The organism is Candidatus Pantoea rara, from assembly GCF_051136265.1.
Lineage (GTDB): Bacteria > Pseudomonadota > Gammaproteobacteria > Enterobacterales > Enterobacteriaceae > Pantoea > Pantoea rara.
Genome location: NZ_CP194942.1, coordinates 2,657,550 through 2,680,617 on the forward strand (window position 1 = coordinate 2,657,550; position 23,068 = coordinate 2,680,617).

The following is a 23,068-nucleotide window of genomic DNA, read 5'->3' on the forward strand; positions in this document are numbered from 1 at the left end:
CCGGCCATTCTACCTGGATTCGCCTTTGACGCCAAACCACTGATGGTACCAACGGGGCATTAATTGTTCCCGCAGGGTAGAAATCTGTACTTTACCCTGCTCTATTCTGATACTGATTTGTCCTGACTGGCCCGTATCCAGCCACTGAAATCCGGCTGTTCGATAGTTTTCCAGCACATTTTTCGCGGGCATTCGCCAGGCATTGTAGCGTGCCAGAGAGGCGATGGCGGTGTGCCCTTCTGTTTTTCGCAGCAGCAGGGAGGTCGATGAAGTCCGGCTGCCGTGGTGCGGTACCTGCAGAATATCGACCTTCAGGCCCTGCTTCTCGAGTGCTACCAGTTGGCGCTCCGCTTTTGCCTCAATATCACCGGTTAACATCAGCCGGACCTGTCCATCATCAACAATCACCACACAGGAGTCATTATTACCCCCCGGTAAAGGTGCCGTCAGCGGCCAGACAACCCGAAAGTGGAGCCGCCGCCAGCGCCACTGCGTGCCACGGACACAGGGTAAATGCGCCTTATCTGCCTGCGCGCTTCTGATTTCAGCCGCTGGCCAGCGTTGCGTGACCGCCTCCAGCCCGCCAGTATGATCAAGATGTTTATGACTGAGGATGACCTGTTTTAGCCGCAGGTGCCTGCGCTCCAGCCATGGAATGATCACCCGACTACCCGCATTGTCGTTCTGCCAGCGCGGTCCTGTGTCATACATCACTGCCTCATTGTCCTGACTGATCACCAGGCTCAGTCCATGCCCGATATCCAGCATATCAATGCGCCAGCCCTGGTCCTGTTCTGGCTGGCGGCTCAGTATCATCGCCAGCGCCAGCGCGCAGCTGCTTAATGGCAGAGAGAAAAAGAGCTGCGCACGCCAGAGAATCAGACCGCCCCATACAATTACCGTAAACCAGGTTGTGCCACTCAATGGCCACCAGCCCGGCGGCAATAACCTCAGACAGTGAAACAGAGTACGTAACGTGAGATCGGCCGCGCCCCAGAAGAAGCCGGATATATGGGCCACTGGTAGCAGCATGGCGAGTGTCACTAACGGCATAGTGATAAACGAGACGATCGGGATAGCAACAATATTGGCCACCAGCGCGGTCAGGCTGATCCCATTGAATATCGCCACCTGCATCGGCACCATCAAAATCATCATGCCCGCCTGCAAATGCAGTAGTTGTATCGGAATCCAGCGCCGTTGTTGACGGAACCGTGCAGGCAGCGGAAACCAGTGGTACCAGACCAGTAGCATCCCGACAGCCAGAACCGAGAGCCAGAAACTGTCAGAGAGCACAGTCAGCGGATCCGTCACCAACAGCAACGCAATACAGAACGTCCAGACCTGCCAGCTATTTAACTGAACACCCGCAAACCGGGTTATTGCCCATAGCGTCAGGGCCAGCAGTGAACGGGCTGCGGGAGGCTGGGCCCCGGAGAGCCAGGTATAAACTGCAGCAAACAGCCAGCTTACGATGAGGGGAAAAAGATAGCCGATATAGCGGGCTGGCAGGATAAATTGTACTCCTCGCGCCATCATCCAGCCGGTGCTGGCGGCCAGGGCGATATGCATCCCCGATATCGCCATAAGATGTGCGGTGCCGGTATCCCGCAGTAACTGACGTGTCTGCTGGCTCATCTCATCCCTGATGCCAAAAGCCAGTGCCTCCAGTGTGGCACGAGAAGGCATTTCACGGGTTCTGTCGCGGTGCCATAAAATAAATCGCCAGCGGCCATCGCAGCGATCGCTGACGGCATTCTGTTTAAGGATTCTGCCCTGAAGCGGCGTGTTAGTAGCCAGTGCAAAACGCTGCGCATCGAAGTCGCCCTCATTAAGGCGGGCATGTACGGGCCGCAGACGAAGCTGCATGGTCCAGCGCTGTCCTGGGCAGTAAATATCCGGGTCAGTGTCGAACCAGATCCAGGCAAAGCGAGGCGGAAATATCATTCGGCCCCGCTCTTCCAGCAGACGAACCCGGATTTGCTTCTGCTCTTTTCGCAGTTCATCAATCTGAAGAGTAAAGGTGGCGGGCTGTGCGGAGAGCTGTTCGATATCCCGCACCATCAGACGCGCGTCGTTACAAGCCCATGCCAGAAACAGCAGAGTGATACCAGTCAGACGAAGAGGCGGATAAGCGCAATGCAGCAGAGCCAGACCCACGAAGACCAGGAGCAAAATCGCCTCTCCTGATGGCAGCCGCGCCATTAGCAGTAGCGGTAATGTTGCAACGATCGCCAGTCGCGCCAGTACAGTCCATGTCAGCATAATCGTATCCATTGATATAGTTCGATTATTCTGGGTAATTGGGAAGAAAGTAACAGCGGACGATGAGCGAAGCTGGAGCAGTCTCACAATGAGAGCGCGGCATTGCAGTGTTGATCACTGCAATCTGGATATCCGATCTCAACCTGAATAGCAGGCAAAAAAAAACGACATCCGGAGATGTCGTTTATCTGGTTCGGTATCGGCTCAGCCGTAGATATTTGCGCGATCACGAAGCTCTTTGCCTGGCTTAAAGTGGGGAACGTATTTACCTTCCAGATCCACTTTGTCACCCGTTTTAGGGTTACGTCCAGTACGCGGAGCGCGATAATGCAAAGAAAAGCTGCCGAATCCCCGGATTTCGATGCGTTCGCCCTGTGCCAGCGTAGTGGCCATGTGCTCCAGCATCTCTTTTACTGCATCCTCAACGACTTTCGCCGGTATATGAGTATGCTGTCCCGCCAGTCTTTCGATCAGTTCTGACTTGGTCATGTAACCTCCGGTTTATCCCTATAGGAATGTATGACAGCTTTTACCGAAACCGGGTGGTTGCCCACCCGGTGCTTCAGGTCGATTACTCGCCTTTAGCCGCTTTGAACGCTTCAGCCATAGCGCTAGAGAAATTGCCTTCTTCCTGTTTGGTATTAACAGTATTGATAGCTTCTTTCTCATCAGCCTGGTCTTTCGCACGAACAGACAGGCTTACGACACGGTTTTTACGATCAACGCCGGTGAACTTAGCTTCAACGTCGTCGCCAACGTTCAGAACCAGAGTTGCATCTTCAATGCGGTCCAGTGAAGCTTCAGAAGCGCGCAGGTAACCCTCAACGCCGTCTGCTAATTCAACTGTAGCACCTTTAGCATCAACTGCAGTCACTTTACCGGTGACGATGGCACCTTTCTTATTCAAAGTGATGTAGTTGTTGAACGGATCTTCTGCCAGCTGTTTAACGCCCAGAGAGATACGCTCGCGCTCTGCATCAACCTGCAGTACAACGGCAGCGATTTCGTCGCCTTTTTTGTACTCACGAACGGCTTCTTCGCCAGTCGCGTTCCAGGAGATGTCAGACAGGTGAACCAGACCGTCGATGCCGCCGTCCAGGCCGATGAAGATACCGAAGTCAGTGATTGACTTAATTTTACCTTCAACACGATCGCCTTTGTTGTGCGTCTCAGCGAACAGCTGCCATGGGTTAGATTTACACTGCTTCAGACCCAGGGAGATACGACGACGCTCTTCGTCAATGTCCAGAACCATAACTTCAACCACATCGCCTACGTTAACAACTTTAGACGGGTGGATGTTTTTGTTAGTCCAGTCCATTTCAGACACGTGTACCAGACCTTCAACGCCTTCTTCGATTTCCACGAAGCAGCCGTAATCAGTCAGGTTGGTAACACGACCGGTCAGGCGAGTGCCTTCCGGATAGCGCTTAGCGATAGCAACCCATGGATCTTCGCCCAGCTGCTTCAGACCCAGAGAAACACGGGTACGCTCGCGGTCGAACTTCAGCACTTTAACGTTGATTTCATCGCCCACATTGACGATTTCGCTTGGATGCTTAACACGCTTCCACGCCATGTCAGTGATGTGCAGCAGGCCATCAACGCCGCCCAGATCAACGAATGCACCGTAGTCAGTAAGGTTCTTAACGATACCTTTAACTTCCATGCCTTCCTGCAGGTTTTCCAGCAGCTGATCGCGCTCTGCGCTGTTTTCGGATTCGATAACCGCACGACGTGAAACCACGACGTTATTGCGTTTCTGATCCAGCTTGATCACTTTGAATTCAAGCTCTTTGCCTTCCAGGTGCAGCGTATCGCGCACCGGACGCACATCTACCAGTGAACCTGGCAGGAACGCACGGATACCGTTCAGCTCAACTGTGAAGCCGCCTTTAACTTTGCCGTTGATAACACCGGTAACAGTTTCAGCGTCTTCGTAAGCTTTCTCCAGCGTGATCCATGCTTCATGGCGCTTAGCTTTCTCACGTGACAGCAGGGTTTCACCGAAGCCGTCTTCCACTGCATCCAGAGCAACATCAACTTCGTCGCCTACCTGGATTTCCAGTTCGCCGGCTGCGTTCTTGAACTGCTCTGCAGGGATTGCAGATTCAGATTTCAGACCCGCATCAACCAGAACGACATCTTTGTCGATAGAAACGACGATGCCACGAACGATAGAACCCGGGCGGGTTTCGATTGTTTTTAAGGATTCTTCAAATAGTTGAGCAAAAGATTCAGTCATATTGATAATCTTCAGGATTCTTCAATTTAACGTCCATCTGACTTCATGTCGGATGGGGTTGTTTCACATGCCCGGCACCTGATCCATGGTACAGGGTGATAAATTCAGTTAAGCCGGAATGCCCAGCTTCTCGCGGGCATAGTGTAGCGCTTTTTCAATGACTTGATCGATAGACATCTCAGTAGAGTCCAGAACCAATGCATCGCCAGCGGCTACTAAAGGTGCGATTGCGCGGTTACGATCGCGGTCGTCGCGTTCTTTTATCTCGGCTAAAAGGCGGTCAAAGTTAACATTAAAGCCACTGTCCTGCAACTGTAGCATACGGCGCTGGGCACGCTCTTCAGGACTGGCATCAAGGAAAATTTTCACAGGTGCATCCGGAAAAACTACGGTGCCCATATCACGTCCATCAGCAATCAGACCCGGCATCTCGCGGAAACCGCGCTGGCGGCGCAATAGCGCTTCACGTACACGGGGAAATGCGGCAACACGTGATGCGGTGTTGCTGACCTCCTGAGTACGGATTTCACCAGTGACATCTTCACCTTCAAGTATGACCTGCATTTCACCGTTTTGTGACACAAAGCGCACATCGAGGTGTGCAGCAATCGGCACCAGTGCCTCTTCAGATTCAATGTCGACCTGATGATGCAACGCGGCTAACGCCAGCACGCGATAAATAGCACCGGAGTCCAGCAGATGCCACTGCAGCGATTCTGCCATCGCTTTGCACAGGGTTCCTTTTCCCGCTCCACTTGGCCCATCAATAGTTATGACCGGGGCAGTTACCGTCATTATTCCCTCCTGTTGCTGCGTGCTTCCTGACCTTTCGGTCACCATTAATGACTAGCATTATACGCTGCATAGCGCGGCTTGGTTACCCTTTCGCACTAACCGGTTTCGTAATATCAGTTAATTCAGAGGATCTCTGGGCTGTTACAGCCAGATTAAATCAGGGGGAGATCCGGTGCAGAATTGCACCGGAAAGGGCGATATCACGCACTCTGGCTGATTTTAGCCAGTTGAACGAAATAGTCCGGGAAGGTTTTTGCCGTACAGCCGGGATCAAGAATGGTCACTGGTGTATCGGACAGGGCAACTAACGAAAAACACATCGCCATGCGATGGTCATTGTAGGTACCGATGTCTGCATGAATCAGCGTCGCTGGCGGTGTAATACGAATGTAGTCATGACCTTCTTCGACTTCCGCACCCACTTTACGCAGTTCTGTAGCCATTGCGCTCAGACGATCGGTCTCTTTTACCCGCCAGTTATAAATATTGCGTAACTGGGTAGTGCCTTCAGCAAACAAGGCGGTGGTTGCGATGGTCATTGCGGCATCCGGAATATGGTTCATATCCATATCGATGGCCTGCAGTTTTCCGGCCGTGCAGGCAATATAATCATCGCCCCACTCAATCGACGCGCCCATCTTTTCCAGCACGTCAGCGAAACGGATGTCACCCTGCACGCTCTGACGTCCGATACCGGTGACCCGAACCGTTCCACCTTTAATGGCAGCAGCAGCCAGGAAATAAGAAGCGGAAGAAGCATCCCCTTCAACCAGGTAGTCGCTTGGTGACTGATACTGTTGTTGTCCCTTGATCAGGAAGCGCTGATAGTTCTGATTTTCAACTTCGACGCCAAAGCACCGCATCAGATTCAGGGTGATATCAATATAAGGTTTGGAAACCAAATCACCTTTGATAGTGATGCAGGTATTGTGCTGTGCCAGCGGCGCGGTCATCAGCAGTGCCGTCAGGAACTGGCTGGAGACACTGCCATCCACACTGACTTCACCGCCAGTAAAACCCCCGCGTAAACGCAGCGGTGGGTAATTTTCGTTTTCCAGGTACTCAATGGTTGCTCCACCCTGACGAAGCGCGTCAACCAGATGACCGATTGGACGCTCTTTCATGCGGGGTTCGCCAGTCAGTTCGATATCGTGCTCGCCCAGACAAAGTGCTGCTGCCAGCGGACGCATTGCGGTTCCGGCATTGCCCAAAAACAGTGACAGCGGTTGAGATGTGTGCAATGGCCCGGCATTTCCCGTCACTTCACACACGGTACGATTGCTGGAAAGCGTATAACTTACGCCCAGCGCGGTCAGCGCATTCAGCATGTGTTTCACATCATCGCTGTCGAGTAGGTTAGTGAGACGGGTAGTGCCTTTAGCCAGAGCAGCCAGCAGCAATGCGCGATTAGAAACGCTCTTTGAGCCAGGCAGATTTACGGTGCCATCGACGCGCGCAATCGGTTGGAGAGTCAGGGAGTCCTGCATGTGAAACGAAATCCTCAAAAAATACAGCGACCTCGCCGTATGACGAGGTCTGGCATCAGCATCAATGCTGATATTTTAGCAATCAGCCGTGACGGCGTTCAAAATCGACCATGAAATCGGTCAGAGTCTTCACACCTTCCAGCGGCATCGCATTATAAATTGAAGCGCGCATCCCGCCTACAACACGATGTCCTTTAAGCGCATGTAATCCCGCCTTAAATGACTCTTCCAGGAACAGCGCATCCAGTGACGCATCTGCCAGCTGGAAAGGAATATTCATGCGTGAGCGGTTTTCGGTCGCCACATCATTGCGATAGAAGCCACTGTGATCGATGACGCCATAAAGCAGGTCAGATTTTGCCTGATTGATACGATCAATTTCAGCAACGCCGCCCTTCTCTTTCAGCCATTTAAACACCAGCCCTGAGAGATACCACGCAAACGTCGGCGGAGTGTTAAACATCGAATCGTTATCAGCCAGCACTTTGTAATCGAGTATGGAAGGCACAGAAGCATGCGCCTGACCCAGCAGATCTTCGCGAACGACAACCAGTGTTAATCCGGCCGGGCCGACATTTTTCTGCGCACCCGCATAAATTACACCATAGCGACTGACATCGATCGGGCGTGACAGGATGGTCGATGAGAAATCAGCAACAACGGTTTTGTTGCCGAAGTCAGGCTGTTCATCAATAGCGATACCATCAATGGTTTCATTCGGGCAGAAGTGCAGGTAAGCGGACGCTTCACTCACCTGCCATTCGCTCATCGGGAGGATGGCTCGTTTACCGTCGCGTGTGGTTTTGACATCCAGCGTCCGGGGAGAACAATACTTTTCTGCTTCTTTGATTGCACTCTGTGCCCAGTAGCCGCCATCGACATAATCGGCACTGGTCGCCTGACCCAGCAGATTACCCGGCACAGCAGCGAACTGCGCGCGCGCCCCGCCATGACAGAATAAAACTTTGTAATTGGCCGGTATTTTTAGCAGATCACGGAAGTCCTGCTCCGCTTCTTCAGCCACCTGAATAAACTCTTTACTGCGGTGACTGATCTCCATTACAGAGGTACCCAGACCGCGCCAGTTCGTCAGCTCCTGTTCTGCACGACGAAGCACTTCAACCGGTAACATCGCCGGGCCAGAGCTAAAATTATAAACTTGCGTCATTTCCCCTCACCACTGTCATATCGAACGGTTATGAATAATCATCCGGTTTTATCACTGCATTCTGATAGCTGCAATCACAAATCGGGCCGCGGTCACATTTTCTGAATCAGGCCCGCCGGAGGTTATGTTACCAATGCAAACCATTACGGAATTTTGTGAGGCTTAATCCAGCACCATTAATCCGCGTTTGGCCTTAAAGTGGAATTGATGAAAACTAAGCGGGTAAAAATGTCCCGCCCTGATAGCGGTCTGTTACCAAAATCCGTATCATTGCGCGCTTTACGCACCCTATGACAACTGAGAGAGCGGCACTATGACGCAAACATTTATCCCGGGCAAAGATGCCGCACTGGAAGACTCCATTGCGCGTTTCCAGACCAGGTTGCAGGACCTTGGCTTTAATATCGAAGAAGCTTCCTGGCTGAATCCTGTTCCCCATGTCTGGTCAGTACACATCCGCGACCGCGATTGCCCGCTCTGTTTCACCAACGGCAAGGGCGCCAGTAAGAAAGCGGCGCTGGCCTCTGCGCTGGGTGAGTATTTTGAGCGTCTCTCAACTAATTACTTTTTTGCTGACTTCTGGCTGGGTAAAAAGATTGCAAACGGCGACTTTGTTCACTATCCCAATGAAAAATGGTTTGCATTACCTGAGGATGATTCCTTACCTGAAGGCATTCTGGATGCGCGCCTGAACGCGTTTTACGATCCCGATAATGCCCTGACGGCTTCCGGCCTGATTGATCTGCAGTCTGGCAACGCTGAGCGCGGCATCTGCGCCCTGCCATTTACCCGTCAGTCCGATCAGCAAACTGTTTATATCCCGATGAACATTATCGGCAACCTCTATGTCTCAAATGGCATGTCCGCAGGTAACACTGCGAATGAAGCGCGTGTTCAGGGACTGTCCGAAGTGTTTGAGCGCTGCATTAAGAACCGCATCATTGCTGAAGCGATCAGCCTTCCAGCAATTCCTGAAGAGGTGATGCAGCGTTATCCTGAAGTGATTGAGGCAATTGCTCGCCTTGAGGCGGAAGGCTTCCCGATTTTCGCTTATGACGCCTCGCTGGGCGGCAAATATCCGGTTATCTGTGTGGTGCTGATTAACCCGACCAACGGAACCTGTTTTGCCTCCTTTGGTGCGCACCCTGATTTCGGTGTGGCGCTGGAGCGTACCGTCACCGAGTTACTGCAGGGCCGAAGCCTCAAAGATCTGGACGTCTTTACCCCACCGACCTTTGATGACGAAGAAGTAGCTGAGCATGCCAACCTTGAAACACACTTCATTGATTCAAGCGGTCTGATCTCCTGGGATCTGTTTAAAGAGACGGCGGATTATTCCTTTGTCGACTGGTCATTCGCGGGCAGCACCGAACAGGAATTTGCCACGCTGATGGCCATTTTCGCCCAGGAAGATCAGGAAGTTTACATTGCTGACTACGAGCATCTGGGTGTCTATGCCTGCCGCATCATTGTTCCTGGCATGTCTGATATCTATCCGGCGGAAGATCTCTTCCTGGCGAATAACAGCATGGGCGCGGGCATTCGTGAAACTCTGCTGGCCCTGCCTGACAGCAACTGGAATCCGGAAGAGTATCTGGACCTGATTGGCCAGCTTGATGATGAAGGCTTTGATGACTTCACGCGCGTTCGTGAACTGCTGGGTCTGGCGACCGGTAAAGATAACGGCTGGTACACACTGCGTGTTGGCGAATTAAAAGCGATGCTGGCGCTGGCCGGCGGCGATCTGGATCAGGCTCTGATCTGGACAGAGTGGACAATGGAGTTCAACAGCTCAATCTTTACGCCAGAGCGGGCTAATTACTACCGTTGCCTGCAGACTCTGCTGTTACTGGCCATGGAAGATGAACGCGATCCGCTGCAGTATCACCATGCTTTCCTGCGTATGTATGGTGAGCGCGCGATGGAAGCGGCTTCAGCTGCCATCAGTGGTGAACATCCGTTTAACGGACTTCAGACTATTGATGATGAGCTGCAGGCATTTCCGGCCCACCAGTCCCTGCTTGCTGCTTACGAAAAACTGCAAACGGCTAAACGCCTCTACTGGAAAAATGCGTAAGTTATAACGCGTCAGTCCAGAAAAAGAGGGTTAAAAATGGCACCATGTTGATCGGGTGCCATTTTTCTACACTTTTCCCATGAAACATTAGCGGCATTTAATCCCACCCCCTTTACATTGCATCAATTTAATTAACATTTAAGCCATTAGTTAATAACAAAATAAAGATTATAAAAATTGCGCCCTGCTTTAAATTAAAAAATTTTTGTATTTTTAAAATTTATTTAAACTTTTAAATTCATAACTTTAATTCATTAATCCCTTATTTTCCTTCGACAGGATTGCTGCCCTCTCGGCAAACATGATCCACATCAATTACTGACCTATACTCCTTTGTTAGTATTTTTTCAGACAACTTCTGGAGTAAGTTAGTGTGAAAACTGACAACCCTTTTAATCTTTTATTGCCCGCCGCAATGGCGAAAGTCGCCGAAGATGCCGGTATCTATAAAGCCACCAAACATCCCTTCACCACTTTCTTTCTGGCAATAAACGCTGGCGTATTTATCTCCATCGCATTTGTTTTTTATATTACAGCGACTACCGGTAGCGGCGCGATGCCCTATGGCATAGCCAAACTGATTGGCGGTATTTGTTTCTCACTTGGCTTAATGCTGGTCGTGGTGTGTGGCGCTGACCTCTTTACCTCTACGGTATTAATCGTCGTTGCCAAAGCCAGTGGTCGCATCAGCTGGGGACAACTGGCACGCAACTGGATTAACGTCTACGCCGGTAACCTTGCAGGCGCCCTTTTCTTTGTCGCTCTGATGTGGTTTGCCGGGCAACATATGGTCGCGAATAGTGCCTGGGGACTGAATGTCCTGGAAACCGCCGATCACAAGATGCATCACACCTTCATCGAAGCGGTTTGTCTGGGTACGCTGGCAAATCTGCTGGTCTGCCTCGCCGTCTGGATGAGTTACTCCGGCCGTACCCTGACCGATAAGCTGGTAGTGATGATTCTGCCTGTTGGGATGTTTGTCGCCAGCGGTTTCGAGCACAGCATCGCCAATATGTTCCTGATTCCTTATGCCATTGTCATCCGCGACTTCGCGGCACCTGAATTCTGGCAGGCTGCAGGCACCACGGCTGCACAGTTTCACTCGCTTACCGTCAGTAACTTTATTCTCGATAATCTGATTCCTGTGACCATCGGCAACATCATTGGCGGCGGTATTCTGGTTGGGTTGACCTACTGGGTTATCTATCTCCGTAAAGGTGACCAGGTTCATTAAACACATTTTTGACGGCACAGGACGTTGACTGTGCCCGACCGTAAAGTCTCTTCATATAAGGCAGGTATATTATGACCGAACTTAATGCAAAACTGGCTTCAGCATGGGAAGGATTTGCTGAAGGCGAATGGCAGAATAGCGTCAATGTGCGCGACTTCATTCAGAAAAACTACACCCCTTATGAAGGTGATGAGTCATTCCTGGCGGGCGCAACTGAAGCGACCACTAAACTGTGGGAAAGCGTGCTGGAAGGCATCAAAATTGAAAACCGCACCCACGCGCCAGTTGACTTCGACACCGATCTTGCCTCAACCATTACCTCGCATGATGCGGGCTACATCATCAAGCCACTTGAAAAAATTGTTGGCCTGCAGACGGAGGCCCCATTAAAACGCGCGCTGATTCCTTTTGGCGGCATCAAAATGGTTGAAGGTTCATGCAAAGTTTATGGCCGTGAACTCGATCCTTCACTGAAAAAAATCTTTACCGAATACCGTAAAACACATAACCAGGGAGTGTTCGACGTTTACACCCCGGACATCATGCGCTGCCGTAAATCAGGTATCCTGACCGGTTTGCCAGATGCCTATGGCCGTGGCCGCATCATCGGTGACTATCGTCGCGTGGCTCTTTACGGCATTGATTTCCTGATGGCGGATAAATTCTCTCAGTTCGCGTCTCTGCAGAACGATTTAGAGAATGGCGTGAATCTGGAAGCGACTATTCGTCTGCGTGAAGAGATCTCAGATCAGCATCGTGCGCTGGCGCAGATTAAAGAGATGGCCGCAAAATATGGCCACGACATTTCAGGCCCGGCAACCAATGCTGTTGAAGCCGTGCAGTGGACTTACTATGGCTATCTTGCTGCCGTTAAATCACAAAACGGTGCTGCCATGTCCTTTGGCCGCGTCTCAACCTTCCTTGACGTTTACATCGAGCGTGATCTTAAAGCCGGTAAACTGACTGAAGAGCAGGCACAGGAACTGATTGACCATCTGGTCATGAAACTGCGTATGGTTCGCTTCCTGCGTACCCCTGAATATGATGAGTTGTTCTCAGGTGACCCAATCTGGGCAACCGAATCACTGGCCGGTATGGGCGTTGATGGCCGTACTCTGGTTTCAAAAAGTACCTTCCGCTTCCTGAATACCCTGTACACCATGGGTCCTTCACCTGAGCCGAACATGACCATTCTGTGGTCAGAAAAATTGCCGATTAATTTCAAAAAATACGCCGCTAAAGTCTCTATCGATACCTCATCTCTGCAGTATGAGAACGATGACCTGATGCGTCCTGATTTCGACAATGATGACTATGCCATCGCCTGCTGCGTGAGCCCGATGATTGTCGGCAAACAAATGCAGTTCTTTGGTGCACGTGCCAACCTGGCGAAAACCCTGCTCTACGCAATCAACGGCGGCGTGGATGAAAAACTGAAAATGCAGGTTGGACCGAAAGGCGACAAAATCAGTGACGCCGTGCTGGACTTCGACACCGTCATGGAGCGTATGGATCACTTCATGGACTGGCTGGCAAAACAGTATGTGACTTCACTGAACATCATTCACTACATGCATGATAAGTACAGCTACGAAGCAGCGCTGATGGCCCTGCATGATCGTGATGTCTATCGCACCATGGCGTGTGGTATCGCCGGGCTCTCCGTTGCTGCGGATTCACTGTCTGCGATTAAATATGCCAAAGTGAAACCGATTCGTGACGAAGATGGTCTGGCGATCGACTTCGACATTGAAGGCGAATACCCACAGTTCGGTAACAACGACTCCCGCGTTGATGACCTGGCCTGCGATCTGGTTGAACGCTTCATGAAGAAAATTCAGCAGCTGACCACCTATCGCAATGCCGTGCCGACTCAGTCTGTTCTGACCATCACCTCAAACGTGGTATATGGTAAGAAAACGGGTAATACACCGGATGGCCGTCGCGCTGGTGCACCGTTTGGACCAGGCGCTAACCCAATGCATGGTCGTGACCAGAAAGGTGCTGTTGCCTCCCTGACTTCCGTCGCGAAACTGCCGTTTGCCTATGCGAAAGATGGTATCTCCTATACCTTCTCAATCGTGCCAAACGCGCTGGGTAAAGATGATAACGTGCGTAAAACCAACCTTGCCGGTCTGATGGATGGTTACTTCCATCATGAGGCCAGCATCGAAGGCGGCCAGCACCTTAATGTCAACGTCATGAACCGCGAAATGCTGCTGGACGCGATGGAGCATCCAGAGAAGTATCCGCAGCTGACCATTCGTGTTTCCGGTTATGCTGTGCGCTTTAACTCACTGACTAAAGAGCAGCAGCAGGATGTGATTACCCGTACCTTCACACAGTCACTGTAATCACGGCCAGAACCACTATAAAAAGGCTCCTCGCGGAGCCTTTTTCTCAAGAGTCTATTCTGGTGGTTATCTCCATCAAGGTTCCCACCAGAATCGATTTCCTGCCCTGAGCGCAACAGAGATTGCGCCGTCTGTCCCGGCAGACTCACTGGAGAAAACATCGCAATGTCAGTTAATGGTCGTATCCACTCATTTGAATCCTGCGGCACCGTTGATGGTCCCGGCATCCGTTTCATCACCTTCTTCCAGGGCTGCCTGATGCGCTGCCTCTACTGTCACAACCGCGACACCTGGGATACCCATGGTGGCAAAGAGATCACCGTCGAAGCGCTGATGGCAGATGTGCTTTCCTATCGCCATTTTATGAATGCTTCTGGCGGCGGTGTCACTGCCTCAGGCGGTGAAGCAATTCTTCAGGCTGAGTTTGTGCGCGACTGGTTCCGCGCCTGCAAGGCGGAAGGCATTCATACCTGTCTCGACACCAACGGCTTCGTACGTCGCTATGATCCGGTGATCGATGAACTGCTCGACGTTACTGACTTAGTGATGCTTGACCTGAAACAGATGAATGACGATGTGCATCAGATTCTGGTGGGGGTCTCTAATCACCGTACCCTGGACTTTGCCCGCTATCTGCAGAAAAAAGGCAAGAGAACGTGGATCCGTTTCGTCGTCGTACCGGGCTATTCCGACGATGATGACACCGCGCATCGCCTGGGTGAATTCACGCGTGACATGGAGAACGTAGAGAAGATTGAGTTGCTGCCTTATCACGAACTGGGTAAGCATAAATGGATTGCAATGGGTGAAGAGTACAAGCTGGATGGGGTTAAACCGCCGAGTAAAGAGACGATGGAGCGCGTGAAAAACATTCTCGCCAGCTACGGCCACGAAGTGATGTACTAGATAACCGGCCACAAAAAAGGGAGCTTAGCGCTCCCTTTTTGCTGTTCAGCGATCAGGCATGTGCCACTGGCGTAGCCTGATGATTCGCTTTGCGCAGCAGCATAACCAGATAAACCAGCGCCACAGCCGCGATCATCACGAACAAAAGCTGGTCAGAATAATTCTGCATCAGCACAGAGGTCATTGCCGGTCCAGCCAGACTGCCCAAGGTATAGCTCATCAGCAGCGCCTGATTCATCGCCACCAGTTCATGGTGTGCGACCGTCTCACAAGCCCAGGACATTGCCACCGGATAGAGTGTGAAGCCCGCCAGTCCCAGCACAAACAGCGCCGGAGCCATAGCGGCATTGGTTAACATGGCCATCGCACCCAGGATAACCACAAAGACCTGGACCCGCAGCACCAGCATGCGACCAAAACGGTCGGCCAGACGGCCAATGGGCCACTGGCCCACAATGCCTGCGCTGACCAGCAACGCCATCCAGTAACCGACATTGGCATCACTCATTCCCTGATGTGACAGGTAAAGCGGCATCAGGCCATAAAGCGAGCCCAGAAGGATGCCAGAGATGATGCAGCCATTGATGCCCAGGCGCGAACTACGACGACGCAGCATCGGCCAGATGCGGGCCGGAGCGGCTTCTGTCGCTTCACCACTGGCGGAGACGCGAGTAAAGACCAGTGGCAGCACGGCGCAGAAGACCAGTGACGTTACCCACGGAATCACGCTGAGTAATTCCGTAGACATCTTGCTGACCAATAACTGGCCGGTCACGGTGCCGATGTAATAAACAACCATATAGGCCGCGAGCAACTGTCCCCGATTACGTACTGTACCGCTGCACAGAAGTGCGCTCTCAACCACCACCCACATCAGCGCACAGCCGACACCGGCGATGAAACGCATTGAACTCCATGCCCAGAAACCCGACATCATCGCCAGACCCAGAGTTGCGACGGCAAACATCACGGTCGCCAGGTAGTAGCTACGGTTAAAGCCGTACTGCCGGATTAACCAGCCAGCCAGCAGGGTTCCTGCCAGATTACCGGTGTAATAGGAGGAACTTACAATGCCCACCTGCCAGGTGGTCAGTAAGTCATGCGTCAGCCACAGTGGAACGAGCGTATTCAGCACGGCAATTGCGACAGTCATTAACATCAGGCCGCAAAGCAGCAATATCACAGGGCGTGACCAGATTGACATAGGGGATAGAAACCAGAGCAAAATGAAGGAAATTGCGCGCAGTTTGCCATTAGCTTTTTTAAAGTCAATGGGGGCAATTTGACGGCAGCACATTTTGCTGTCCGACAATTTAATTTACTAATCTTCAGTGGGTTACAATCGTGTTAAGCGGCAGGCCACCAAATGCTATCTCTATGAAAAAATAGGTTTTTAAGCATTCCAGCACATCTGATATCGATAACGTTTATTTGTGATTAAATCGGGACGTAATGCATCAATTTTTGCAGACAGAAGGCATAAAAAAACCCGGCCTTGGCCGGGTTCAGAGAAGCAGAATCACTTAGCCGATAACGTCGACACCATTCATGTATGGACGTAAAACTTCCGGTACAGCGATGCGACCATCTTCCTGTTGATAGTTTTCCAGCACCGCCACCAGGGTACGGCCGACGGCCAGACCTGAGCCATTCAGGGTATGAACCAGACGCGGCTTCTTATCCTGTTTGTTACGGCAACGCGCCTGCATACGACGCGCCTGGAAATCACCCATGTTGGAACAGGATGAGATCTCGCGGTAGGTGTTCTGCGCCGGTAACCAGACTTCCAGATCGTAAGTTTTAGTCGATCCGAAGCCCATATCGCCGGTACAGAGTAAAACCTTGCGGTATGGCAGGTTCAGCAGTTGCAGAACTTTTTCAGCGTGACCGGTCAGCTCTTCCAGCGCTTCCATTGACTGTTCCGGGGTCACTATCTGCACCATTTCAACTTTGTCGAACTGGTGCATACGGATCAGGCCGCGTGTGTCACGACCATAAGACCCCGCCTCAGAACGGAAGCACGGTGTATGCGCGGTCAGTTTAACCGGTAGGGTATCCTCTTCGAGGATCTCGTCGCGCACCAGGTTGGTCAGCGGTACTTCCGCGGTAGGAATCAGTGCATAGTTACTGCTGTCTGACTCTTCTTCCAGCGGACGGGTGTGGAACAGGTCTTCGCCAAACTTAGGCAACTGTCCGGTACCGTAAAGCGTTTCGTGGTTAACCAGGTAAGGCACGTAGGTTTCAAGGTAGCCATGCTGCTCAGTGTGCAGGTCAATCATAAACTGACTCAGTGCACGGTGCAGACGCGCAATTTGCCCCTGCATGACCACAAAGCGCGAACCGGTTAGCTTCACGGCAGCCGCAAAATCCAGGCCTTTCGCCGCTTCACCCAGCTCAACGTGATCTTTAACCTGGAAACTGAACTCGCGTGGAGTACCCCAGCGGCTCACTTCCTGGTTTTCGCTGTCATCTTTGCCCAGCGGCACTTCGTCTGCCGGAATGTTCGGCAGTGCCAGCGCGAAATCACGGATTCGATTCTGCAGTTCATCCAGTTCTGCTTTTGCGGCATCCAGGCGTTCGCCCAGCGCATTCACTTCCTGACGCAGCGGCTCGATGTCTTCCCCACGTGCTTTGGCCTGACCGATGGATTTGGATCGGGAGTTACGCTCTGCCTGCAGATTTTCTGTTTCTACCTGCAATACTTTGCGACGCTCTTCAAGCGAACGCAGCGTTTCCACATCCAGTTTGTATCCCCGGCGTGCCAGTTTTTCTGCGACTGCGTCTGGCTCGTTACGCAGCAGATTGGGATCGAGCATGCTTATCCTGTGTATAAAAAGTTGGTTGAAAGAAGGGACGCATTCCTGCGGAATGCGTTGAAAACATTGCCCACATTACCGTAAGGTCTGTTTCAGCGGTAGCGTTTTGTCGGGCTATTTTGATCCTGCTCAGCCAGCCAGCTTAGCTTTTCACCAATCTTACCCTCAAGCCCGCGTTGGGTTGGCATGTAATAGCGCGTGCTGGCCAGTTCCCTGGGAAAATAGACTTCACCGGCGGCATAGGCATTGGTTTCGTCATGAGCATAACGATACTCTTTGCCCAGCCCCATCTCTTTCATCAGCTTAGTCGGCGCGTTACGCAGATGTTCCGGCACATCGTAATCGGGATGGTCGCGTGCATCACGCATCGCGGCTTTAAACGCGTTGTAGACCGCATTACTTTTCGGCGCACAGGCCAGATAAACAATGGCCTGTGCGATGGCGCGTTCCCCTTCTGCCGGACCGACGCGCGTGAAGCAATCCCAGGCTGCAATCGCCACCTGCATACCGCGCGGATCGGCATTGCCGACATCTTCCGAGGCGATAGCCAGCAACCGGCGTGCCACATAGAGCGGATCGCCGCCCGCGGTGATGATGCGCGCATACCAGTAGAGCGCCGCATCGGGCGCGGAGCCACGTACTGATTTGTGCAAAGCCGAAATCAGATCGTAAAAACGATCGCCTTTATTATCAAAACGCGCGGATCGCTCACCCGAGACTTCGTTAAGTAACTGCGGCGTCAGTTCACGCTGACCCGAGTCGGTGATTTCGGCCATATCCGCCATCATTTCCAGCGTATTCAGTGCCCGGCGTGCATCACCATTAACCAGTTCAGCAATCATCCTGCGGGTGTTATCTGGCAGCACAATGCCACTGTCGCCATAGCCCCGCGCGTTATCCTGCATCGCCTGATCCAGCACCTGCTCTATATCTTCGAGCGTGAGTGACTTCAGCAGGTAAACGCGGGCACGAGACAGCAAGGCGGAGTTAAGTTCAAAAGAGGGGTTTTCAGTGGTCGCACCAATAAAAGTAATGGTGCCATCTTCAATATGGGGAAGAAAAGCATCCTGCTGGCTCTTGTTAAACCGATGGACCTCATCCACAAACAGGATCGTGCGCCGCCCGGCGTTTTTATTCTGTCTGGCGCGCTCAATCGCCTCACGGATCTCTTTGACGCCTGAGGTAACAGCTGAGATACGCTCGACATCGGCATTACCGTAATGCGCGATGATCTCAGCCAGCGTAGTCTTGCCAGTCCCAGGCGGTCCCCACAGGATCATTGAATGCAGGTGCCCTGCTTCAATCGCGCGTGGCAGAGGTTTGCCCGCGCCCAGCAAATGCTGCTGACCAATATACTGTTTCAATGTTTCTGGCCGCATACGCGCGGCCAGAGGTTTGAAATTCTCGGTGGAAAAATCCAGGGACAGGTTACTCACCGTGACCTCACTGACGTTGGTCGTCCACCGTCACGCCTTTTGGCGGTGTGAACGTGAATTTATCCGGACTGATAGCGCCATTCTGCTGGCTTTTCAGCTGGTAATCGCTGCGCTGACCATCCTGCTCGATAGCACTGAAGCGATTAATGGTTCCGCTGGACGTCACCTGGATAGTGAACTGTTTCAGGTTGCCGTCACTGTTTTTCGGTGTCAGTTCGAAATTGTCACCCTGCTGTTTGATGTTGTACTGCTTCCAGTCGTTTGACTGGTTACGGGCAATCAGCATAAACGGCGTGTTGCTGGTCGCATTCTGCAAAAGGCTTACTGTCGCCTGCTCAACAAACGGATTGTAGAACCACAGCGATTTACCGTCGGAAATGATAATGCTTTCGTCCGGCGCGGTCATATGCCAGTTAAACAGGCTGGGACGTTTTACCCACAATTCACCTTCGCCGTCCTGTACATTCGCGCCGCTGCTGTCGGTCACTTTTTGGGTGAAGCTGGCGTGGAAGCTGCTGACCTTGTTCAGGCGCTGTTGCAGATCACTGGAAGCATCAGCCAATACGCTGGCTGAAGAAAAGGTGGCCAACAGGCCCAGAGCGATTATGCGTAATTTCATCTGCTTCAATTCCTTATTTAAACGTTCCCATGGATAACTGCATTAAGCCTGGTCGCCGCTCCGCCATCAGAACAGAGGAAAAAACCGAAAGCTGATTCAGATATGGGGCTTAACCGTATAAAAACAATGAGCCAGTCGGAACTGGCTCAGTGAGTAATGTTTCAAAACATTTAACCGCTACATATCGTGTGGCGGCGGCGACAGCACTTCACGGTTACCATTGTGGCCTGGTGCAGAAACGATACCCTGCGCTTCCATCTGCTCAATGATACGTGCCGCACGGTTATAACCGATGCGGAACTGACGCTGAACGCCTGAAATTGACGCACGACGTTTATCAACCACAAAGCCGACTGCCTGATCGAATAGCGGATCAAGCTCTTCATCACTGTCAATGCCACCGGCATTTTCGCTCTCTTCGCCCGCCGTAATGCTGTCGATATATTGCGGACGACCACGCGCCTTCCAGTCCTGAACCACGGCATGGACTTCCTGGTCACGAACAAACGCGCCGTGAACACGAATCGGCAATGAGGAGTTTGGCGGCATGTAGAGCATGTCACCCATACCCAACAGTGACTCCGCGCCGCCCTGATCGAGAATAGTACGGGAGTCAATCTTGCTCGAAACGGTAAAAGCAATACGCGTCGGGATGTTTGCTTTGATCAGGCCGGTGATCACGTCTACCGATGGACGCTGTGTGGCCAGCACCAGATGGATACCCGCGGCACGGGCTTTCTGTGCCAGACGCGCAATCAGCTCTTCCACCTTTTTACCTACTGCCATGATCAGGTCGGCAAACTCATCGACCATCACGACGATATAAGGCAGTTTTTCCAGGAACGGCGGCGTCATATCCATGCTGTCGCCCGGCTTCCAGAATGGATCCGGAATAGGACGCCCCATCGCTTCAGCCTGTTCCACTTTTTCGTTGTAACCGGCCAGATTACGCACGCCCAGCGCCGACATCAGCTTATAGCGACGTTCCATTTCACCGACGCTCCAGCGCAGCGCATTGGCCGCATCTTTCATGTCTGTGACGACTTCAGTCAGCAGGTGCGGAATGCCTTCATAGACCGACAGCTCCAGCATTTTCGGGTCGATCATGATAAAGCGGACTTCTTCCGGCGTCGCCTTATAGAGCATGCTGATAATCATGGCGTTCACGCCCACGGATTTACCGGAACCGGTGGTACCGGCAACCAGTAAGTGTGGCATTTTCGCCAGATCGGCCACCACCGGCTGACCCGCAATGTCTTTACCCAGCACCACAGCCAGCGGTGATGGATTGTCGCGGAATTTAGGACAGTCCAGCACTTCACGCAGATAGACAGTCTGACGATGTTTATTAGGCAGTTCCAGACCCACGTAAGGCTTGCCGGGAATGACTTCTACCACACGCACCGCGACCGTGGACAGTGAACGCGCTAAATCGCGCGACAGGTTGGAGATGCGCGCTGCTTTCACACCTGGCGCCAGATCGAGTTCAAAACGGGTGATAACCGGGCCAGGCGAGATGCCAACCACCTCAGCTTTGACACGATAATCGCCCAGACGCGATTCAACCAGACGGGCTGTCTGCTCCAGCGAGAACATATCAACCGGCTCTTCCTCGACAGGAGGCGCGGTCAACAGATCCAGCGAAGGCAGTGGCGTGGAGGGCATCTCCAGCGGCTGCTCATGACGCATCAGGAACGGATGAATCAGGCTGTCGTGCAGTGAAGGTTTCGCTTCTTCCACCGGCTGAACCGGTGCTGCGGCTGGCGAGCCATAAGCGGGCGCTGCAGGCGCAGCATAAACCGGTTCGGCTGGTGCTGAAGGTGCACTGTAGGCAGGCTCTGCCGGCGCAAAACTGGCAGGCGCAGGCACCTGAGCAGGTGCCTGCGGTTGTGAAACCTCACTTACCTGCTGCCACGGTTCGTGTGAAACCGCAGGGGCTTCCGGCTCTGGCGTCGCAGCAATGGTAAACAGCGGTTCAGACGGACCGTCATCCACCAGATCTTTCATCGGTGAAAAATCAAATGCGGAGGCGGTATCAATATTAAATACTGGCTCTTTTCTGACTTCCGGCTCATAGCGCTGCTGCTGCTGATCGGCGAACTGACGCGCCAGGGCATCCTGCTGCTGCGCATCCTGCTCATCTTCCTCGTCCTGCTGCCAGCTGGTGCCATAGCGCTGCTGCTGTTCAGACTGGAAAGCCTGACGCAGTTCAGCCTGCTGCAGCGCGTCTTCAGTATCAGGTGCAGTGGAAACCGATCCAGCCGGAACCGTTTCACTTCCTTCCGTTTTGGCTTTCTCTTCAGCCATGCGCTGAGAAGGCAACTTAATGCCATAAGAGGCCAGCTCACGTCGTGTAGGCAATTTTACCGGATTCGGACGCGGCAGCGCCGGACCGATACCCTGTTTAACCTGCGGGTTGAGAGAAGTTTCAGGCGCTAAATCGAACACGGGTGCTGTACGCGTTGTCGCCTGAGCTGCCGTTGCAGCAACGGCTGCCGCAGCTGCAGGAGCCGCAGGGACGGCTGGCGTGTCACGCCAGTTCCCCATTTTAGGTTCGTCCTCGTCATAAGCACTAAACGACGGCGCAACCGGCGCGTCGTCCGGCATTTCAAAGTGATAACGCGGTGATGAGGTCACAGGGGCAGAAGCACTCTGAGCCGGAGTCGGAACAGTCGCTGCACCATAGGATGCGGGCGCGCTCTGTTCGGCCGCAGTTGCAGGTTGTGCCGTCGGCGATGCAGGCATTGCTGCAGGAGCAGATGCCGTAAACGCAGGAACAGCAGACGCTGCAACAGCGGCAGGCGCAGGTGTTACCGGAGCGAGAGTCACCTCTGCGGCTTCCGCAGTTGCCGCTACCGCCGCACTGGTTGCAGCTGCCGCTTTAGCCAGTAACGGATCGGGCTGTGACGGCGCAGACTCAGGGGCTGCACGTGGGGCTGAAAGCAGCACATCATCATCGTGATCGGCCGCATGCAGCTCAGGGACATCCGCGTATTCACGTGCGTCCTGCTCATCATCCTCTTCCTGCCAGGGTTCATCGTGACGTGAGCGGTTGCTGGCAAACGTCAGCACACCCATCACCACGCCACCAATTCTTTCTGCGATGGTGAGCCATGACCAGCCCGTGTAAAGGGTAATGCCCGCCGCCCAGACGCAAAGCAGCATCAGCGTGCCGCCAGCCGGACTGAACCAGGGGGCAATTGCATTACTCACCAGGCTGCCAATCACGCCACCCGACGCGAAGTACCAGATATCATCGGCGTTCAGCGCCGCCATACCACAGGTCGTCACCACCAGCGCAAGGACGCCAATTAAGCGTAGCCCAACGGCAAAGTAGTCAAAGTAGTCCTGGCTGTCGCGCTGACGGAAAGCAATCCAGCACAGACCCAGGATGACGGGAGGAATGGCGTACGCCATCACACCAAAGATGAAGAGTAAGGTGTCAGCCAGCCAGGCACCAACGCTGCCGCCGATATTATGGATAGGTTCATGCCAGGCCGTTTGCGACCAGCTTGGGTCGGAAGGGTTAAAACTGACCAGTGAAACCATCAGGTAGATGGCAAACAGCGCCACCAGAATAAGCAACGCTTCAAGCAGACGACGTCCACTGCTCAGCGATTGTAACGAAACGTCTTTATCTTCTGTATATTCCTGGCTCAAGAGGAC

Annotated in this window: 15 protein-coding genes; 4 read left to right on the forward strand and 11 right to left on the reverse strand. The window is 52.8% G+C overall.

Annotated features, from left to right (window positions below):
* Window positions 1–9: 9 nt before the first annotated feature.
* The 6 genes from ACR8BF_RS12670 to serC form a co-directional block, all read right to left on the reverse strand.
* Window positions 10–2,265: a DNA internalization-related competence protein ComEC/Rec2 gene (locus tag ACR8BF_RS12670; RefSeq protein ID WP_434745066.1), complete on the reverse strand. Its 2,256-nt coding sequence runs from the start codon at window positions 2,263–2,265 to the stop codon at window positions 10–12.
* Between the two features lie 204 nt (window positions 2,266–2,469).
* Window positions 2,470–2,754: an integration host factor subunit beta gene (ihfB, locus tag ACR8BF_RS12675; protein WP_003849360.1), complete on the reverse strand. Its 285-nt coding sequence runs from the start codon at window positions 2,752–2,754 to the stop codon at window positions 2,470–2,472.
* 82 nt (window positions 2,755–2,836) lie between these two features.
* Window positions 2,837–4,510 carry a 30S ribosomal protein S1 gene (gene rpsA, locus ACR8BF_RS12680; RefSeq protein WP_179896218.1) on the reverse strand — a complete coding sequence of 558 codons (1,674 nt, stop codon included), beginning with the start codon at window positions 4,508–4,510 and terminating at the stop codon, window positions 2,837–2,839.
* Between the two features lie 108 nt (window positions 4,511–4,618).
* Complete coding sequence (gene cmk / locus ACR8BF_RS12685) at window positions 4,619–5,305, reverse strand: (d)CMP kinase (RefSeq protein ID WP_179896219.1); 687 nt, start codon at window positions 5,303–5,305, stop codon at window positions 4,619–4,621.
* Window positions 5,306–5,505: 200 nt separating this feature from the next.
* Entirely contained in the window at window positions 5,506–6,792 is a 1,287-nt protein-coding gene (aroA, locus tag ACR8BF_RS12690; RefSeq protein ID WP_434745067.1) for a 3-phosphoshikimate 1-carboxyvinyltransferase, read from the reverse strand.
* 82 nt (window positions 6,793–6,874) lie between these two features.
* Complete coding sequence (gene serC / locus ACR8BF_RS12695) at window positions 6,875–7,960, reverse strand: 3-phosphoserine/phosphohydroxythreonine transaminase (RefSeq protein ID WP_292990537.1); 1,086 nt, start codon at window positions 7,958–7,960, stop codon at window positions 6,875–6,877.
* Window positions 7,961–8,273: 313 nt separating this feature from the next.
* On the opposite strand from serC, the gene ycaO reads away from it, so the two are divergent.
* From ycaO to pflA, 4 genes are all read left to right on the forward strand, one after another.
* A complete protein-coding gene (ycaO, locus tag ACR8BF_RS12700) occupies window positions 8,274–10,037 on the forward strand; it encodes a 30S ribosomal protein S12 methylthiotransferase accessory factor YcaO (protein ID WP_434745068.1) in 1,764 nt (587 codons plus the stop codon).
* Between the two features lie 373 nt (window positions 10,038–10,410).
* Window positions 10,411–11,271 (forward strand): formate transporter FocA, encoded by an 861-nt coding sequence (focA, locus tag ACR8BF_RS12705; RefSeq protein ID WP_179896223.1) that lies wholly within the window; start codon window positions 10,411–10,413, stop codon window positions 11,269–11,271.
* A gap of 71 nt (window positions 11,272–11,342) precedes the next feature.
* Window positions 11,343–13,625: a formate C-acetyltransferase gene (gene pflB, locus ACR8BF_RS12710; protein WP_179896225.1), complete on the forward strand. Its 2,283-nt coding sequence runs from the start codon at window positions 11,343–11,345 to the stop codon at window positions 13,623–13,625.
* A 165-nt stretch (window positions 13,626–13,790) separates the two neighbouring features.
* Window positions 13,791–14,531, forward strand: a complete 741-nt coding sequence (gene pflA, locus ACR8BF_RS12715; protein ID WP_090962597.1) for a pyruvate formate lyase 1-activating protein — start codon at window positions 13,791–13,793, stop codon at window positions 14,529–14,531.
* Between the two features lie 52 nt (window positions 14,532–14,583).
* On the opposite strand, the gene ACR8BF_RS12720 is transcribed toward pflA, so the two are convergent.
* The 5 genes from ACR8BF_RS12720 to ACR8BF_RS12740 form a co-directional block, all read right to left on the reverse strand.
* Complete coding sequence (locus tag ACR8BF_RS12720) at window positions 14,584–15,735, reverse strand: MFS transporter (protein WP_434745069.1); 1,152 nt, start codon at window positions 15,733–15,735, stop codon at window positions 14,584–14,586.
* A 319-nt stretch (window positions 15,736–16,054) separates the two neighbouring features.
* Window positions 16,055–17,347, reverse strand: a complete 1,293-nt coding sequence (serS, locus tag ACR8BF_RS12725; RefSeq protein ID WP_313699640.1) for a serine--tRNA ligase — start codon at window positions 17,345–17,347, stop codon at window positions 16,055–16,057.
* A 92-nt stretch (window positions 17,348–17,439) separates the two neighbouring features.
* On the reverse strand, window positions 17,440–18,783 hold the full coding sequence (locus tag ACR8BF_RS12730) for a replication-associated recombination protein A (protein WP_434745070.1): 1,344 nt from the start codon (window positions 18,781–18,783) through the stop codon (window positions 17,440–17,442).
* 7 nt (window positions 18,784–18,790) lie between these two features.
* Window positions 18,791–19,402, reverse strand: coding sequence for an outer membrane lipoprotein chaperone LolA (lolA, locus tag ACR8BF_RS12735; RefSeq protein ID WP_163843034.1), 612 nt, complete (start codon window positions 19,400–19,402; stop codon window positions 18,791–18,793).
* 177 nt (window positions 19,403–19,579) lie between these two features.
* Window positions 19,580–23,062, reverse strand: coding sequence for a DNA translocase FtsK 4TM domain-containing protein (locus tag ACR8BF_RS12740; protein WP_434745071.1), 3,483 nt, complete (start codon window positions 23,060–23,062; stop codon window positions 19,580–19,582).
* Window positions 23,063–23,068: the final 6 nt, after the last annotated feature.

Coding starts and splice junctions, on each gene's coding strand:
- pflA (WP_090962597.1), top strand. CDS start 13,791: ATGTCAGTTAATGGTCGTATCCACTCATTTGAATCCTGCGGCACCGTT.
- cmk (WP_179896219.1), bottom strand. CDS start 5,305: ATGACGGTAACTGCCCCGGTCATAACTATTGATGGGCCAAGTGGAGCG.
- rpsA (WP_179896218.1), bottom strand. CDS start 4,510: ATGACTGAATCTTTTGCTCAACTATTTGAAGAATCCTTAAAAACAATC.
- serS (WP_313699640.1), bottom strand. CDS start 17,347: ATGCTCGATCCCAATCTGCTGCGTAACGAGCCAGACGCAGTCGCAGAA.
- ihfB (WP_003849360.1), bottom strand. CDS start 2,754: ATGACCAAGTCAGAACTGATCGAAAGACTGGCGGGACAGCATACTCAT.
- pflB (WP_179896225.1), top strand. CDS start 11,343: ATGACCGAACTTAATGCAAAACTGGCTTCAGCATGGGAAGGATTTGCT.
- lolA (WP_163843034.1), bottom strand. CDS start 19,402: ATGAAATTACGCATAATCGCTCTGGGCCTGTTGGCCACCTTTTCTTCA.
- ycaO (WP_434745068.1), top strand. CDS start 8,274: ATGACGCAAACATTTATCCCGGGCAAAGATGCCGCACTGGAAGACTCC.
- ACR8BF_RS12670 (WP_434745066.1), bottom strand. CDS start 2,265: ATGCTGACATGGACTGTACTGGCGCGACTGGCGATCGTTGCAACATTA.
- aroA (WP_434745067.1), bottom strand. CDS start 6,792: ATGCAGGACTCCCTGACTCTCCAACCGATTGCGCGCGTCGATGGCACC.
- ACR8BF_RS12720 (WP_434745069.1), bottom strand. CDS start 15,735: ATGTCAATCTGGTCACGCCCTGTGATATTGCTGCTTTGCGGCCTGATG.
- serC (WP_292990537.1), bottom strand. CDS start 7,960: ATGACGCAAGTTTATAATTTTAGCTCTGGCCCGGCGATGTTACCGGTT.